This window comes from Streptomyces aurantiacus (assembly GCF_001418335.1).
GTDB lineage: Bacteria > Actinomycetota > Actinomycetes > Streptomycetales > Streptomycetaceae > Streptomyces > Streptomyces aurantiacus.
This window is the reverse complement of sequence record NZ_LIPP01000269.1, coordinates 1-15,615: the sequence shown is the minus strand read 5'-3', so window position 1 is coordinate 15,615 and position 15,615 is coordinate 1. Positions and strand designations below refer to the sequence as shown.

The window sequence follows — 15,615 nt, the reverse complement described above, 5'->3', positions numbered from 1 at the left end:
TGCCCGTGCCGCATGACGAAGCCCCGGCGCCCTCTCGTGAGGGGCCGGGGCTTCGTGGTCGTCCGGTGGAGCGGCGGTGGGTGTCAGCCCGCGCCTCCGATGAAGCCGCCGCCGTTGCCATTGCCGCCGTCGTTCTGACCGGTGCCGACCGTGACGAGGTTGACCGTGTCGCCGGGCTTGACCTCGTTGCCCTGGCCCGGGTCGCTGGAGAGGACGATGGCGTTGTCGTCCTGCGAGCCGGTGATGTTGCCGACCTGGAGCTGGCTCTGGGAGATCAGCTGCTTGGCCTGGGCGAGGGTCATCTGGGTGACCTTCGGCATGGCGAACTTCTGGTCGTCCTCGTCTTCCTGCTTCGCCTTGCCGATCTGGATGGTCACCGTGGAACCGGGATCGGCCGACGAGCCCGCCTGGGGCGAGGTCCCGATGACCTTGCCGACCAGGTTGTCGTCGTCCGTCTCCACCTCGGTGCAGGTGCCGGTGAGGTCGTTCTGTTCCATCTGGGCCTTGGCCTGGTCACAGCTCTGGCCGCCGACGTCCGGAACAGTGGACTGTTCCTTCTCCTTGGCGACGGTGAGCGTGATCGTGGAACCCTTCTCCACCTCTTCGCCCGAGGACGGGTCCTGGTCGAGGACGGTGCCGGCTTCCTGGCTGGACTCCTTGCTCTCCGTCTTGACCTCGAACTCGTACTTCTCGTCCTCAAGCTTCTTCGTGGCGGTGTCCACCGGGTCGTCGATGACGTTGGGAACCGCCACCTTCGGCGCCCCCGTCGACACCGTCAACGTGATCGTGTCGCCCTTTTTGACGTCGGTCTTCGCGGCCGGGTTCTGGGCGCAGACGCTGTTCTTGGGCGTGGTCTCACACGGTTTCTCGTTGATCGTGAGTTTGAGATCGACGTTGGCCGCCGTCTGCTTGGCGTCGGCCACGGTCCGGTTCACGAAGTTGGGCGCGCCGAACGTGTCGTTCCCGTCGCCGCTGCCGCTGAACACCCATTTGCCGATGAGGATCGCGCCGACCAGCACGAGTACACCGGCTACGACGAGAAGGATCGTCGAGGCGTTGCTCTTCTTCTGCTGGCGGCGCCGGCCGGCCCGGTCGTCGTAGCCGAAGCCGCCGTCGTCCGGGTTGGTCGGGGGCAGCATCGCGGTGTGCTGGCCGTCCGCGGACCGCAGGGCGGTCGTCGGCTGGTCGTCCGGGTAGCCGCCGTAGCCGACCGAACCCATGGCCGCCGTGGCCGCGACGGGCTGGCCGTCGAGGCAGGCCTCGATGTCCATGCGCATCTCGTCGGCGGACTGGTACCGGTAGTCCGGGTCCTTGGTGAGCGCCTTCAGGACGATGGCGTCCATCTCGGGCGTGATCTCGGGGTCGAAGACGCTCGGCGGCTGCGGTTCCTCGCGTACGTGCTGGTACGCGACCGCCACCGGGGAGTCCCCGATGAAGGGCGGGCGGACGGTGAGGAGCTCGTACAGCAGGCAGCCTGCCGAGTACAGGTCGGAGCGGGCGTCGACCGGCTCGCCCTTCGCCTGCTCGGGGGAGAGGTACTGCGCCGTCCCTATGACCGCCGCGGTCTGCGTCATCGTCATGCCGGAGTCGCCCATCGCGCGGGCGATGCCGAAGTCCATGACCTTGACCTGGCCGTTGCGCGTCAGCATGACATTCGCGGGCTTGATGTCGCGGTGGACGATGCCGGCGCGGTGCGAGTACTCCAGGGCCTGGAGGATGCCGATGGTCATCTCCAGGGTGCGCTCGGGCAGCAGTTTGCGCCCGGAGTGCAGCAGTTCGCGCAGCGTGGATCCGTCGACGTACTCCATCACGATGTACGGGATGGAGATGCCCTCGATGTAGTCCTCACCCGTGTCGTACACGGCGACGATCGCGGGATGGTTGAGCGAGGCGGCCGACTGGGCCTCCCGGCGGAACCGGGCCTGGAACGACGGGTCGCGCGCGAGGTCCGCTCGCAGCGTCTTCACCGCCACCGTGCGGCCGAGCCGGGTGTCATGGGCGAGGTGAACCTCCGCCATGCCACCACGGCCGAGCACGTGGCCCAGCTCGTACCGGCCGCCGAGGCGACGCGGCTCTTCCATAGCTACCTACCAGCCTTTTCCGACGGTCCTGACCACACCACGTGTGGTCCGGCGGTGTGCTGTCCGGGCATACCGTACCCGGCTAGTCTTCACTGACCTGGCCACAACCGTCACCCGATACAGGACCGGTATCGCAACGTGCACCGATGTGTTGGGGACGTGAGCGGGGTCACTTCTTGCTGTCGATGACTGCCTTCATCACGTCCCTTGCGATCGGAGCGGCGAGACCACCGCCGGAGATGTCGTCCCGGTTGGCGCTCTCGTCCTCGACGACGACGGCGACGGCGACGGGAGAGCTGCCGTCGTCGGTCTTCGCGTACGAGATGAACCAGGCGTACGGGTTCTCGCTGTTGTCGACACCGCGCTGGGCGGTACCGGTCTTGCCGCCGACGGTGATGCCGCTTTCGTTGATGTCGCCCTTGGTGCCGGTGCCCTCCTTGACGACCGTCTCCATCATCGACTGAAGGATCTGGGCGTTCTTCTCGGAGAGCGGCTCGCTCATCTGCTCGGGGTCGGTCTGCTCGATGACGTCGAGGTTCGGCGCCTGGAGCTTGTCGACCATGTACGGCTTCATGAGCTTGCCGTCGTTGGCGACGGCCGAGGCCACCATGGCCATCTGCAGCGGGGTCGTGGCGGTCTCGAACTGGCCGATGGAGCTGAGCGCGGTCTGCGGCCTGTCCATCTTCTCGGGGAAGTTGGAGGCGCTGGAGCGGACCGGCACGAACTGCTCCTCGTTGAAGCCGAACTTCTTGGCCGTCTCCAGCATGTCCTCCTTGCCGACGTCGACGCCCAGCTTGCCGAAGACGGTGTTGCAGGACACGCGCAGCGCCTCGCGGAGCGTCGCGTTCTTACAGGGGATGTTCCCCTCGTTCTTCAGCTCGGTGGTGGAGTCCGGGAGGGTGTACGGCAGCGGCGAGTCGGTCTTCTCGTCGGCGCTGTCGACGATGCCATGCTCCAGCGCGGCGGCGGCCGTGACCACCTTGAAGGTGGATCCGGGCGGGTAGATCTCGCGCAGCGCCCGGTTCTGCATCGGGTCGTCGGGGTTGTTCTTCTTCTGGAGCTTGTTCCAGGCCGAGCCGTCGACCTTCGTGGAGTTGCCGGCGAACTTCGACGGGTCGTACGAGGGGGTGGAGGCCAGTGCCAGGATCGCGCCGGTCTCCGGGTTGATCGCGGCGACGGCGCCCTTGCCCTGCTTCAGGAGACCGCTGTACGCGGCTTTCTGCGCGGCGGCGTTGAGGGTGGTGTAGACATTGCCGCCCTCCTGCTTCTTGCCGGTGATCATGTCGAGCGTGCGGCGGAAGAAGAGCCGGTCGTCGTTGCCGGTGAGGATGCCGTCCTCGATGCTCTCCAGCTGCGTGGCGCCGAAGGCCTGCGAGGCGTAGCCCGTGACGGGGGCCCACATCGCGCCGTCCTTGTAGGTGCGCTTGTACTCGAAGTCGTTGAAGTCGTCGCCGCTCGTCTTGGAGGACCCGGTGATCGGGTTGCCCTCGACGATGATGTCGCCGCGCGGTGTGGCGTAGCGGGCGATGGCGACGCGGCGGTTCTTGGTGTCGTCTTTGAGGGTGTCCGCCATGACGTACTGGATCCAGTTGTCGCGGATCAGCAGGGCCATGATGAGGAGGCCGCAGAAGATCGCGATCCGGCGCAGGGGTTTGTTCACGGTCGGACCACCTGGGTCATCTCGGCGTCGGGGCTTGGTGCGGGGGCCGGCGCGGGCCGGCGGGCGGTGTCGCTGATCCGGATCAGGATGCCGATGAGTGCCCAGTTGGCGATGACGGAGGAGCCTCCGTAGGCGAGGAACGGCATCGTCATACCGGTCAGCGGGATCAGGCCCATGACGCCGCCCGCGACCACGAAGACCTGGAGGGCGAAGGCGCCGGAGAGGCCGATGGCGAGCAGCTTGCCGAAGGGGTCGCGGGCGGCGAGGGCGGTGCGTACGCCGCGTTCCACGATCAAGCCGTACATCAGCAGGATCGCCATCACGCCGGCCAGGCCCAGTTCCTCGCCGAAGGTGGCGAGGATGAAGTCGGAGTTGGCGGCGAAGCCGATGAGGTCGGAGTCGCCCTGGCCGAGTCCGGTGCCGAGGGTGCCGCCGGAGCCGAAGGCCCACAGGGCCTGCATGGACTGCTCGGTGTGGCCGATGACGCCCTGCTGGCTGAGCTCGTACTCGTGCATCGGGTCGAGCCAGGCCTGGACGCGCTGCTGGACGTGCGACTCGAAGGACGCGACGCCGACGGCGCCGGCCGCGGACATCAGCAGTCCGAACACGATCCAGCTGGTCCGCTCGGTGGCGACGTACAGCATGATCACGAACATGCCGAAGAACAGGAGTGAGGTTCCCAGGTCGGTCTCGAAGACCAGGATCAGGATGGACAGGGCCCAGATGACGACGATCGGGCCGAGGTCACGCCCGCGCGGCAGGTAGAGCCCCATGAAGCGGCGGCTGGCCAGGGCCAGGGCGTCGCGTTTCACCATGAGATAGCCCGCGAAGAACACCGCCAGGGCGATTTTCGCGAACTCACCGGGCTGGATGGTGCCGAGGCCGGGGATCTTGATCCAGATCCGCGCGCCGAAGACGTTCACGCCGAGGCCCGGGACCAGCGGGAGGAGCAGCAGGATCACCGCGGCGACCATGGAGATGTAGGTGTAGCGCTGCAGGACGCGGTGGTCCTTGAGGAAGACCAGCACGATCACGAACAGGGCGACACCCAGCGCGGAGTTCAGCAGCTGGCGGGGGGCGGCCTCGAAGAAGGTGGATTTCTCCTGCAGTCGCTGCGACTGGTCCAGGCGCCACACGACCGCCAGGCCGATGCCGTTGAGCAGCGTGGCCAGCGGCAGCATCAGCGGGTCGGCGTACGGTGCGAACTTCCGTACGACGAGGTGGCCGACGCCCGCGAGCAGGCCGAGGCCGAGGCCGTAGCTCAGCAGGCCGGATGGCACCGAGCCGTTGATGGCCAGGCCGACGTTGGCGTAGGCGAACACCGCGATGAGCACGGCGAACACGAGCAGCGCGAGCTCGGTGTTGCGCCGGCTCGGTGTGCCGATCGCGCCGATCGTGGACGTGTGCTGCGTCGACGGGTTGGAAGTACTGCTCATCGTGTGACAGGGCCCCTCACGGCTGCTTACTGCTTACCGCACAGCGAGACCAGCTTCTGCTCTTCGTCGGAGAGGCTGGGGCCGGGTGTGGGAGTGGGTGCGGTCGCGGACTTGGACGGGTCGGGTGACGACTGTTCCCCCGAGGAGGTTGCCGTCGGCGTCGGTGTGGCCTTGGACGCGACGGAGGTCCGGGTGGTTCCCGTGACCCCGCCGGCCTCGCCCTCGCCGCTCTTCGCGTTCTGGTCGCTGGTGGCCTTGCGGCGGTCGGCGTCCTTCTTGCACGCGGACGCCTGGGTTTCGAGCTCGGCGACCTTCGACTCGGCGTCGCGCAGATTGGGCTGGGCGATCGTGGCCTTGAGCTGCTTCTGCTGGTACGGCGGCAGGTATTTGAGCTCGACCTTCGGGTAGTCCTTCTCCACCTTGGAGAGCGACACCCAGGCGAGGTCCTGGCTGATGCCGCGGTACAGCGCGATGTGCTCGTCGTTCGCGCCGACGTAGTACTGCGTCTGTGTCCAGCGGTATCCGCCGTACAGTCCGCCGCCGATGACGCCGAGCGCGAGCGCGGTGTAGAGGGATCTCTTCAGCCACTTGCGCCCGGGGCGCGGTTTGACGAAGTCGTCGTCGGAGTAGTCGCCGAACCCTCCGGTGGGTACGTACCCGGTGGTGTCGCCGCTGCCGGGCGGGCCGAACTCGCCGCCCTGTCCGGGTACCTGGCGGCCGAGGCTGGAGGCGCGCCCTGCGGGGGTCTGCATGGCGCCGTCGTCGTGCAGCGGGTGCTGCTGGTTCTCGGCGACCGCGCCCACGACGATGGGGGTGTCGGAGATCTGCCCGGCGAGGGTGTCGCCGCCGTCGATGTCGAGGACGTCGGCCACGATGACGGTGATGTTGTCGGGGCCGCCGCCGCGCAGCGCGAGCTCGATCAGCTGCTGCACGGTCTCCTGGGGGCCCTGGTAGCTGGCGAGGGTGTCTTCCATCGTCTGATGGGAGACGACGCCCGAGAGCCCGTCGGAGCAGATCAGGTACCGGTCGCCGGCGCGGACCTCACGGATGGAGAGGTCGGGCTCGACGTGGTCGCCGCTGCCCAGCGCGCGCATGAGGAGCGACCTCTGCGGGTGGGTGGTGGCCTCTTCCTCGGTGATGCGTCCCTCGTCGACGAGGCGCTGCACCCAGGTGTGGTCCTGCGTGATCTGGGTGAGCACACCGTCGCGCAGCAGGTAGGCGCGCGAGTCGCCGACGTGTACGAGGCCGAGCCGCTGTCCGGTCCACAGGAGGGCGGTGAGGGTCGTCCCCATGCCTTCGAGCTGGGGGTCCTCCTCGACCATCATCCTGAGCTGGTCGTTGGCGCGCTGCACGGCCGTGCCGAGCGAGGTGAGGATGTCCGAGCCGGGGACGTCGTCGTCGAGCGCGACGATGGTGGAGATCACCTCGGACGAGGCGACCTCACCGGCGGCCTGGCCGCCCATCCCGTCGGCGATCGCGAGGAGGCGTGGTCCGGCGTAGCCGGAGTCCTCGTTGCCCTCTCGGATCATGCCTTTGTGCGATCCGGCGGCGAAGCGCAGTGACAGACTCATGCGCACCTCGCCCGTCGGCTCCGGGTACATCCGCACGGTGCCCACCCTCCGGTCGGGAGCGCGCCGGGGTCCGTCGTGGGGACCGCCGCTGCTCGCTCGCTCCGCTCGCGCTCATTCATGACGTAGCACTACTTCCGCAACTCGATGACGGTCTTGCCGATGCGGATCGGCGCGCCCAGTGGAACAGGCGTGGGGGTCGTCAGTCGGGTCCGGTCGAGATACGTGCCGTTGGTCGACCCGAGGTCCTCGACGATCCACTGGCCGTCACGGTCCGGGTAGATCCTGGCATGTCTGCTGGACGCGTAGTCGTCGTCCAGCACGATGGTGCTGTCGTGTGCGCGGCCCAGCGTGATGGTCTGGCCCTGAAGGGCAACGGTCGTGCCCGTGAGGATGCCCTCGGAGACGACCAGTTTGGTGGGGGCGCCGCGGCGTTGCCGGCCGCCGCCCCCCGCTGCCGCCGTCTGCTGCTGGCGCTGTTGCGGTGGCGCGCCCTGCCGGGCGGCCTGTTGCGGCCTCTGGGCTTCCCGGCGCGACCCGCGCTGTGTGACACGCGTTCCGAACAGGTCGCTGCGGATGACCTGCACGGCCACGATCACGAACAGCCACAGTACGGCCAGGAAACCCAGCCGCATGACCGTGAGGGTCAGCTCTGACATTGCCCCCGCTTCACCCTTCGGCTTGCCGGTAAATGATGGTGCTGCTGCCCACGACGATTCGCGAGCCGTCGCGGAGCGTAGCGTGGGTGGTGTGCTGCCCGTCCACCACGATGCCGTTGGTGGACCCCAGATCCTGGATCGTCGAGGGCGTTCCGGTCCGGATCTCACAGTGCCGGCGCGAGACGCCGGGATCGTCGATCCGCACGTCGGCTTCGGTGCTGCGGCCCAGCACGAGCGTCGGGCGGGAGATCTGATGGCGGGTGCCGTTGACCTCGATCCAGTGCCGCGTACGTCCTCCCGGCTGCGGGGCCGCGGCGGGCCGCTGGCCCGCGGGTGCGGCGCACGGTCGCCCGCCGGGTGGCGGCGCGGCGGGCATGGGAGGGGCGGCAGCGGGCGGATAGCCGTAGCCACCGGGCCTGCCACCGGCCTGGCCGCCGCGGGGGGCCGCCGGAGGCGGGCCCGCGGGTGCGCCGCCGGGAGCGGCCTGCTGGTTGGCGGAGGAGGCGAGCGTACGACTGCGGACCCGGTACAGGCCGGTGTCGAGGTCGTCCGCCTTCTCCAGGTGGACCTTGATGGTGCCCATGAAGGTGTAACGCTGCTGCTTGGCGTAGTCGCGCACCATGCCGGCCAGCTCGTCGCCGAGCTGGCCCGAGTAGGGGCTGAGACGCTCGAAGTCCGGCGTGCTCAGTTCCACGATGAAGTCGTTGGGGACGACCGTCCGGTCGCGGTTCCAGATGGTGGCGTTGTTGTCGCACTCGCGCTGGAGCGCTCCGGCGATCTCCACCGGCTGGACCTCGGACTTGAACACCTTGGCGAAGGTGCCGTTGACCAGACCTTCGAGACGTTGCTCGAACTTCTTCAGGACTCCCATGGGGCACCTCCTCCTTCGTCGTTGCCCTGGTACTGCTTACTGATCGTATCCACGCGCCGGGAAATCGGCTGGTTCCCCCTGTCGGCCCGGTCGACGGATGTCGACGCCCACTGAAGTCCCCTCCCGAAGTTCCCTGTGAAGCTCCTCTTCGAACTCCCCGGGGCACTCCGTATGGGAAGGATCGTAGAGGTGGCGTCACCACAGTGTCCCGCACCGGACAGCGGACCCCGGTCCGCTCATGGGGAGATGGCCTGGACCGGTACGAGGTTGATACGTGAACCGGTTCTGGTTGGTACGTGGGAGCTGGGGAGGGCGGGGTCCGGGGCGCCACGGGAGTCGGTCCCGCTGCTGATGGCGGGGTGTCGCGGAGGCCGGCCGGCCTGTCGTTGCCCTCCCGTGGCCCTCGTAAACGGATGTGAATCCACCCTCTCCACCGTGCTAATCTTCTCGATGTCGGAAGGCGCTCACCACCCTTGTGAGAGACGGAAGACACACCCAATGCGCGGGTGGCGGAATAGGCAGACGCGCTGGATTCAGGTTCCAGTGCCCGAAAGGGCGTGGGGGTTCAACTCCCCCCTCGCGCACCACGAGACACCGATGACAGGTGTCCGGCAGTACTGACGAAGCGGGCTCATCGTGATCACGATGAGCCCGCTTTGGTGTGTCTGGGCAGGCCGGGCCTGATGTGACAGTGCTTACAGGCCTGCCCGGCTGCCCAGCGGCTGGCGAGTTGCCGGCAGCCGACTTTCCGTAGTTTTTGATCTTCAGTGGGCCCGTGAAGTGTGGGCACTCTCACTCTTCGGGCGCGGGCGGTGGCGTACGGCTGGGCCTGCTCGGCCGCCGGGGCCGAGCCGGGCGCGGCGGAGCCTGCCGAGGCGGCAGCGGCGGTCGGTGCGGGCTGCCTCGCCCAGGTGCGCGCAACCGGTGGCCGGGTACCGATCAACCGCCTCCGGCGTGAGCAGGTGCTCGGCCTCGGTGCGACACCTGGCGACACCTGGCGGCGGCGTGCGCGGTGGTGTGCGCGGCAGTGTACGGCGAGGTGTACGCGAGGGTGCCGAGCCGGTCGCGGGTCTCCTTGGGCGTGGCGGGCTTCGCCTCGGAGAACTCGTTCGCCGTGGCCGGGCTACCAAAGCGTCAGTGGGCTCTCTACGGTGGCATCAGCGAGGTCTTGAAGGTCGTACCCAAGGGGGTTTCGTGGAAGCCGAGTTGGCAGCGCTGGCGGCGTCCGGAGCGACAACGCTGGTCGGGCTCATGGTGTCGGAGACCTGGGCGCAGGCGAGGGATCGAGTCGCCCGGTTCTTTGCGCGTGGCGGCGACGAGAACTCAGTCGGGGAAGAACTGCAGCTGTCCCGGCAGGAGCTGATGGCGGCTCGTGCCGCGCGGGACGAACTCGCCGGGTCGGACATCGAGGCCGTATGGAGGACGCGGCTGCGTCGTGTCCTCCTGGCTGATCCCGAGGCCGCGGAAGAACTTCGGTCGGTGCTCGCGGAGTTGGACCCGAATGCCCGGCACGACCCCGCTGTTTCCGTGCACAACAGCATCAGCGGGGGCGTCCAGAACGGCCCGGTCTTCCAGGGGCAGCACTTCTCCGGTCTGACCTTCGGCGGCTCCGGGGCGGTTCCGCCCGAGCAGGGTGCCGGAGCGGTGTGATGAGCGAGGGTTTCAGGGACCGCCAGGGGCATCCGTACGTCAGGAACGACCTGTCCGGGAACGTCGACGGACCGGTCGTCCAGGCCCAGGAGATCCATGGCGACATCACGTTCAACGTCCGAACGGTGGTGGCCGACGGTCCGGTCCTCCGTCCTGATCAGGTGCCGCCGCTGACCGTGCGGTGCGTCAACCACGCGGAAGAACTCTCGCTTCTCGACTCGGACTTACGCGCCGTCCTGCGTGGATCCTCCAGCGTCGGGTTCGTCGTGATCTCCGGTATCCCCGGCGTCGGCAAGACCACGCTGGCCTGCCGATGGGCCGACACCGTCCGTGACCGATTCCCGGACGGGCAGATCTTCATCGACTACGCGGCACTGCGCCGCCGGGCGGGTGGCGATGTGTCGGCGGCCCTGGTGATGTGCCTGAGAGCCCTCGGGGTGCATGACACGTTCATGCCGGAGTCCCTTGAGGAGCTGACCGCGCACTACCGCTCACGGACCGCGGACCGCCGTATTCTCGTCGTTCTCGACGATGCGAATCGGCCCGGTCAAGTGCTGCCCCTGGTGCCGAAGGGGCCGGGCAGCGCACTGCTGGTCACCAGCAACGGCAAGCTGGGTGAGCTGGTGGCTCTGGACGGGGCACGCCCGCTGCCCCTCGAACCGTTGACCATGGCCGACGGCCTGCGGTTGCTGGCGCAGCGATGTGGTGAGGAGGCCGTCGAGGCGGAGCGGGGCGCTGCCGAACGGCTCGTCGAGTTCTGCGCCGGCCTGCCGAAGGCACTGCACCTCGTGGCCGCCCGCCTGCTGACCGGCAAGCGGCTCACGATGAGCCGGCTGGCCGAAGAACTCGCCGACGAAACCCGCCGCCTGCGAGGGCTGTCTCTGCGAGGGGAACACTCGGTGTCCGCCGTACTCGATCTCACCTACCGTGCGCTCCCGCCCGACGCGGCTCGGCTGTACCGGGTCCTCGGCTGGTTTCCCGGGCGTACGTTCGACGCCGGTACGGCTGCCGTCGCCGCGGGCCTGGACCGGGCGGAAGCGGAAGCGTTGCTGGATGTCCTGGAAGAGTCCAGCCTCGTCGATGTGACGGAGGACGATCGCTTTCGCTTCCACGATCTCGTACGCCTGCACGCGCGCGAGTGCGCGGACGACGCAGCCGAGGAGGAGCCGGAGGGCGGCCGGCAGGCGGTGGTGGAACGGCTGGCCACCCACTACCTGGCCCTGACCGCGTTCGCCGACCGGGCTGTCAGGGAGGACCGGCTGAGGATCGGGAATCCGACCGGCCTCCTGCGCGATGCGGCGGACCCCTTCGCTGTGGAGGGCGGCCCGGACCCACTGACCTGGCTGGAAGCCGAGCGCGCCGGCATCCTGGCCGTTCTGCGCGAGGCGTCCGGGCTCGGTCTCCACCAGCACGTCTGGCAGCTGGCGGAGGGCTTCACCGTCCTGTTCCTGCACCGCAGGTACCTGGGCGACTGGAAGGAGTCCCTGGAGCTGGGAGCGGCTGCGGCGGCCGAGGCCGTGGTGCCGGCCGCGGAGGCCCGGTTGCGCAGCCTGCTGTCGCGGCCGCTCATGGACCTCGGGGAGTACGACCGGGCGCGTGCGGAGCTGGAGAAGGCGGTCGCCTGCGCGGAGGTGTCGGCGCACGCCGCGCTGAAGGCGTCCGTGCAGGAGTTCTCCGGACGCTACTGGGACCGCTTCGACGCCGTCCGTGCCATGGCGGCGTACCGGCGGTCCGTCGAGCTCAACATCGAGGCCGGGGAATGGCGAGGGGTGGCCATCGCCACGTACTTCCTGGGCTGCGCGCAGGACGCCGCAGGCCGCCACGACCAGGCCCTGGACACCTTGCGCCGGGCCCATCAGGACCTGCTGGCCCGCGACGACGAGCGGATGGCGGCCCGCGCGCTGGCTGCTCTCGGCGCCGTCCACGACCACAAGGGGGACCCGGACGCGGCGATGCGCGTACTGGGTGAGGCGGCTGACGCGTTGCGCGCGGAGAAGGCCAGTCACTACGAGGCACAGGCCTTGGTCCTGCTCGCCGACGTGACGGAGCGGACGGGCGGCGCTCGGGAGACCGTACGCGAGCATCTCGTCCGGGCCCACGAGATCTACGAGACAGGTGGCAGCCCGGAGGCGGAGAAACTGCGGGAACGCCTCGACCGTCTGGGCGGCGCCGGCTGAGCGGCGCGTGTGTGTGGCGCCGTGTGGCGCCGTGTGGCGTGCGTGAGGGAGGCGTGAGGGACGAGATTCAGCGCTGCGGATCGGCAACGTGATTCAGCGCTGTGGATCGGCGGTGTCCGGCAAAAAGTTCCGCAGGCGCAGGCCGATGTCTTCCTCCCGGACACCGCCGATCCGCAGGGTCACGAAGACGTCGTCCAATGGCAGGCCCGCGCGCAGGCACGTGTAGACCACGGCGGCGGGCAGTCCGGGGTCGACGGCGGGGCCGGTGATCGTCGCCTCCACGATCCGTCCGTCGTCGAGCCCCACCAGGAAGCAGCCCCTTCCCGGCGCCGTAGCGGCAAGTCGGCAGCCGGGGAAGCGACTGAGCGTGTTCCGGATCCAGCGGAGGGCGCTGACCGTGGTCGGTGCGGGGCTACGGCACAACAGCACCGAAGCGCTCTCGGTCAACTGGTGGTCCTGCTCCTCCTCGTCGCACGCGAGATGGAGATAGGCGTCGGGCCCCTCGCCGCGAGCGTCGGCAACGGCCGCGGGACGGCGGCGGACGGCGACTGTCCACTGCCCGCCCTCGCCGGGTGTGGCAGTGCTTTCCACCGTCCACGAGGTGACGGTGGCGGTCGGTGTGGCCGGGCGAGGCAGCGTACGCGCGCGTGGTGGGGCCGAGCCGAACTCGGGCAGCTCCAGCAGGCGGTACACGGCCGTACGCAGCCGGGCGGATGCCTGGCCTGTCCGAACGAAGGCGGCCTGCGAGATTTCCGCATAGCGCTCGGGGACGTGGTCCGCGATCGCCGAGTCGACCTGCCGGTGCAGGTCACCGCGCAGATCGAGGCGGGGCGCGGCCCGGCCGAGCCTGGCGATCGCCGTCCCTTGCACCGCGTCGTCGCCGAACGCGGCGAGGAGCACCGGCTTGCCCAGCGCCGCCCCGTACAGCGTCACGGAGCCGTGGTCCCCTATGACGGTGTCGGCTGCGACCAGCGCCGACCGCCAGGCGTGGACCGTCGGCATCAGCAACAGCCCTGCCTCCAGCGCGCCGGCCAGTACGGAACGGATCTGCCAAGAGCCGTGCGCCGACCACACGTTGGGGTGGACGACCGCGGCGACCCGGTACTCGTCGCACGGCAACTCGGCGAGCACGCGCGCGGGCAGCTCCGGATCCCGGCCGAGGAGCGACGTCGGACCCCAGGTGGAGCTGAGGACGACCAGGCGCTGACCGTCGGCAACACCCAGCGAGCGTTTGAAGGAAGCGGCGTCCGGGAGACTCGCGGACAGTTCGTCGAAGCAGGGGTCTCCGATGAGCAGCGTGCGGCCGTCCGCCTTCGGATACGCGGCGAGCAGCTGCTCTTCCTGGTCCGGGTGCGAGACGGCGATCCAGGCTCGTCCGGTTTCGAGGACGGAGTCCGGAACAGCACCGGACAGGCGGGTTCCTGAGGCGCGGGAATCCGGTACGCGTTTCTGGAAGCCTATGCCGTGCGGCAGGACGAGTACGGGGCAGTCGCCCTCGGGCACGTCGACGTTCTCACTGGCGGTGACGATGAGGTCGGGCGTGATGGTGCTCAGCTGCGACCAGGGCATGATCCGGCAGCCGGCATCACTGAGCAGGTCGAGGACTCCGTCGTTGAAGGCGGAGGTGGGGTCGTAGGCGAAGACGACGGTGACCCTGCTGTCGTTGCGCAGGAGGGCCGGGAGCGATTCCAGCACCCGTACCGTCGACGTGACGGTACGGGCCGCCACGACCAGTGTCTTCTCGCTGTGGAAAGTACTCCACCGCTGGGGGTCGTGTCCCACGGGGACGCGCAGGGGCGGGCCGACGCTAGCGTTCACGGCCACCCCGAACGATTACGGGTGGCCCGCCGCCGGTCAGCGATGAATAAGGCGAATAAGACCAATAAGACCAATAAGGCGAATAAGGCAAGCGAGACGCATAAGCACCCTCGCGGCTCGCGGCTCGCGGCTCGCGGCTCGCGGCTCGCGGCTCGCGGCTCGCGGCTCGCGGCTCGCGGCTCGCGGTGATGGTCCTCCTACCGTTTTGCAAGCCGCTTCGCAACCTCTCACCTGTCGTCCCCGTCCCTTGTAGCCGCCCATACCGTAAGACATCAGGCCGTGCCTGAGCATCGCTGGGAGGAGCGGATCGCCGGGGGCGAAAGACCGAAGGGCAGTTCGCAAGCGGTGCGCGTCCCGCTGGGTTCCTGCGCATGGCGAACGGCATGTGTATCGGCTTGCTCGCAAGGCGGCGTTCCGGCGTTCCGCACGACGCGCGCCCCCGCCCGTGGTGGCGGGCAGGGGCGCGCGTTCGTGCGGTGGTGTGTCAGGCGGCGGTCGCGGTGAGCTGCTCCGCGAGGGCCCGGCCCTTGGCGGCCGCGTCCTCCAGGGCCTTGGCGCGGGAGGCCTCGAAGAGCGGGACCAGCTCGGCCATCGCCGGCATGTGCGGGGCCATCGTGAGCTCCGGGACGATGAATGCGACGTCCAGGCCGAGCATGTCCTTGAGTACGGCCTCCAGGTAGTTCTGTACGTACTCGTAGCCCGCGCGGGGTGTGCCCGGCGCGTAGGAGCCGCCGCGGCTGGCCACGACGGTGACCGGGGTGCCCTTGGCGGTCGGGGTGTCACCCGCGGTGCGGCCGACGGCGACCACGTTGTCCAGCCACGCCTTCAGGGTCGACGGGACCGAGAAGTTGTACATGGGCGCGCCGATCAGAACGGCGTCCGCCTGCTCCAGTTCCTCGATGAACCTCACCCGCCGGGCGAAGGCCGCGGCCTGCTCCGGGGTGTGCTCCGACGGATCGGCGAAGAGGGCGCTGTGGGCGTCGGCGGTGATGTGCGGGACGGGGTGGGCGGAGAGATCGCGGTAGATCACCGTGCCCTGCGGGTGCTGCTCCTCCCACGCCTTGCGGAAGGCATCCGTGACGGCGCGGGACGCCGAGGCGGGACCGGGGAAGACGGACGAGTCCACGTGCAGCAGGGTGGCCATAGGTTCTCCATCAGGGGGATCGGAAGGGGTGTCCGAAGGCGTAGGGGCGGGGCGTTGAGTCCGGCACCCATGACTTACTTTTCGCTGGCTACTATGAATAACATAGTAGCTTACTTTTTCTCACTCCCCTATGGAGGGCCAGTACCCTGAAGGCATGGCGGTCCAGGAAAACCACGACGCTGCGATGTGCAGGCGGGTCGACGACGGCATCACCCGTGTCTTCCAGATGATCGGAAAGCGCTGGACGGGCCCGATCGTGGCCGTGCTCCTGCCCGCCCCCGTGCACTTCGCCGACCTGCGCCGTGCCATTCCCGGCATCAGCGAGCGCATGCTCTCCGACCGGCTCACGGAACTGGCCGAGGTAGGAGTGGTGGTGCGCGAGGTCGACGAGGGCCCGCCCCTGCGCGTCTCCTACCGGCTGACGGAGGCCGGGTCCGCGCTGGAGCCCGCGCTCACGCACCTGCGCACCTGGGCGGAGAAGTACCTGGCGGAGGACGGCCGTTGCCCGGAGGAGTTCCGGAAGTAGCGGGGGTGGCGACGCTGTTCGGGGA

The 15,615-nt window shown here is 68.9% G+C and carries 11 protein-coding genes and 1 tRNA gene; 4 read left to right on the top strand and 8 right to left on the bottom strand.

Annotated elements, in window-relative coordinates:
- Positions 1–83: 83 nt before the first annotated feature.
- The 6 genes from pknB to AOK01_RS30365 form a co-directional block, all read right to left on the bottom strand.
- Positions 84–2,081 carry a Stk1 family PASTA domain-containing Ser/Thr kinase gene (gene pknB, locus AOK01_RS30390; RefSeq protein ID WP_055517302.1) on the bottom strand — a complete coding sequence of 666 codons (1,998 nt, stop codon included), beginning with the start codon at positions 2,079–2,081 and terminating at the stop codon, positions 84–86.
- 169 nt (positions 2,082–2,250) lie between these two features.
- The gene (locus AOK01_RS30385; RefSeq protein ID WP_055517300.1) at positions 2,251–3,741 is read right to left on the bottom strand and encodes a peptidoglycan D,D-transpeptidase FtsI family protein; all 1,491 of its coding nucleotides are present in this window, start codon (positions 3,739–3,741) and stop codon (positions 2,251–2,253) included.
- The gene (locus tag AOK01_RS30380; RefSeq protein WP_055517298.1) at positions 3,738–5,177 is read right to left on the bottom strand and encodes an FtsW/RodA/SpoVE family cell cycle protein; all 1,440 of its coding nucleotides are present in this window, start codon (positions 5,175–5,177) and stop codon (positions 3,738–3,740) included. Before AOK01_RS30380 ends, AOK01_RS30385 begins: the two co-directional genes overlap by 4 nt.
- 26 nt (positions 5,178–5,203) lie before the next feature.
- Positions 5,204–6,748 carry a Stp1/IreP family PP2C-type Ser/Thr phosphatase gene (locus tag AOK01_RS30375; protein ID WP_245702477.1) on the bottom strand — a complete coding sequence of 515 codons (1,545 nt, stop codon included), beginning with the start codon at positions 6,746–6,748 and terminating at the stop codon, positions 5,204–5,206.
- 128 nt (positions 6,749–6,876) lie between these two features.
- The gene (locus AOK01_RS30370) at positions 6,877–7,404 is read right to left on the bottom strand and encodes an FHA domain-containing protein FhaB/FipA (RefSeq protein WP_055517295.1); all 528 of its coding nucleotides are present in this window, start codon (positions 7,402–7,404) and stop codon (positions 6,877–6,879) included.
- Positions 7,405–7,414: 10 nt separating this feature from the next.
- A complete protein-coding gene (locus tag AOK01_RS30365; protein ID WP_055517293.1) occupies positions 7,415–8,275 on the bottom strand; it encodes an FHA domain-containing protein in 861 nt (286 codons plus the stop codon).
- Between the two features lie 500 nt (positions 8,276–8,775).
- Here AOK01_RS30365 and AOK01_RS30360 point away from each other — a divergent pair.
- From AOK01_RS30360 to AOK01_RS30350, 3 genes are all read left to right on the top strand, one after another.
- Positions 8,776–8,862: transfer RNA gene (locus tag AOK01_RS30360), tRNA-Leu, on the top strand.
- Positions 8,863–9,469: 607 nt separating this feature from the next.
- Positions 9,470–9,925 (top strand): hypothetical protein, encoded by a 456-nt coding sequence (locus tag AOK01_RS30355; protein WP_055517291.1) that lies wholly within the window; start codon positions 9,470–9,472, stop codon positions 9,923–9,925.
- Positions 9,925–12,102 carry a MalT transcriptional regulator family protein gene (locus AOK01_RS30350; RefSeq protein ID WP_055517289.1) on the top strand — a complete coding sequence of 726 codons (2,178 nt, stop codon included), beginning with the start codon at positions 9,925–9,927 and terminating at the stop codon, positions 12,100–12,102. The genes AOK01_RS30355 and AOK01_RS30350 overlap by 1 nt, the downstream gene beginning before the upstream one ends.
- Positions 12,103–12,195: 93 nt before the next feature.
- On the opposite strand, the gene AOK01_RS30345 is transcribed toward AOK01_RS30350, so the two are convergent.
- Both AOK01_RS30345 and AOK01_RS30340 read right to left on the bottom strand, forming a co-directional pair.
- On the bottom strand, positions 12,196–13,926 hold the full coding sequence (locus AOK01_RS30345; RefSeq protein ID WP_079103880.1) for a hypothetical protein: 1,731 nt from the start codon (positions 13,924–13,926) through the stop codon (positions 12,196–12,198).
- A 478-nt stretch (positions 13,927–14,404) separates the two neighbouring features.
- A complete protein-coding gene (locus AOK01_RS30340; protein WP_055517286.1) occupies positions 14,405–15,064 on the bottom strand; it encodes an FMN-dependent NADH-azoreductase in 660 nt (219 codons plus the stop codon).
- Between the two features lie 154 nt (positions 15,065–15,218).
- Here AOK01_RS30340 and AOK01_RS30335 point away from each other — a divergent pair, with 154 nt between their 5' ends.
- Positions 15,219–15,590 (top strand): winged helix-turn-helix transcriptional regulator, encoded by a 372-nt coding sequence (locus AOK01_RS30335; protein WP_055517316.1) that lies wholly within the window; start codon positions 15,219–15,221, stop codon positions 15,588–15,590.
- The last annotated feature ends 25 nt before the right edge of the window (positions 15,591–15,615 follow it).

What these genes read in the sequence shown, in the direction of transcription:
- AOK01_RS30375 (WP_245702477.1), bottom strand. Translation starts at nt 6,748, where the DNA reads ATGAGTCTGTCACTGCGCTTCGCCGCCGGATCGCACAAAGGCATGATC.
- AOK01_RS30350 (WP_055517289.1), top strand. Translation starts at nt 9,925, where the DNA reads ATGAGCGAGGGTTTCAGGGACCGCCAGGGGCATCCGTACGTCAGGAAC.
- AOK01_RS30335 (WP_055517316.1), top strand. Translation starts at nt 15,219, where the DNA reads ATGGCGGTCCAGGAAAACCACGACGCTGCGATGTGCAGGCGGGTCGAC.
- AOK01_RS30380 (WP_055517298.1), bottom strand. Translation starts at nt 5,177, where the DNA reads ATGAGCAGTACTTCCAACCCGTCGACGCAGCACACGTCCACGATCGGC.
- AOK01_RS30370 (WP_055517295.1), bottom strand. Translation starts at nt 7,404, where the DNA reads ATGTCAGAGCTGACCCTCACGGTCATGCGGCTGGGTTTCCTGGCCGTA.
- AOK01_RS30365 (WP_055517293.1), bottom strand. Translation starts at nt 8,275, where the DNA reads ATGGGAGTCCTGAAGAAGTTCGAGCAACGTCTCGAAGGTCTGGTCAAC.
- AOK01_RS30340 (WP_055517286.1), bottom strand. Translation starts at nt 15,064, where the DNA reads ATGGCCACCCTGCTGCACGTGGACTCGTCCGTCTTCCCCGGTCCCGCC.
- pknB (WP_055517302.1), bottom strand. Translation starts at nt 2,081, where the DNA reads ATGGAAGAGCCGCGTCGCCTCGGCGGCCGGTACGAGCTGGGCCACGTG.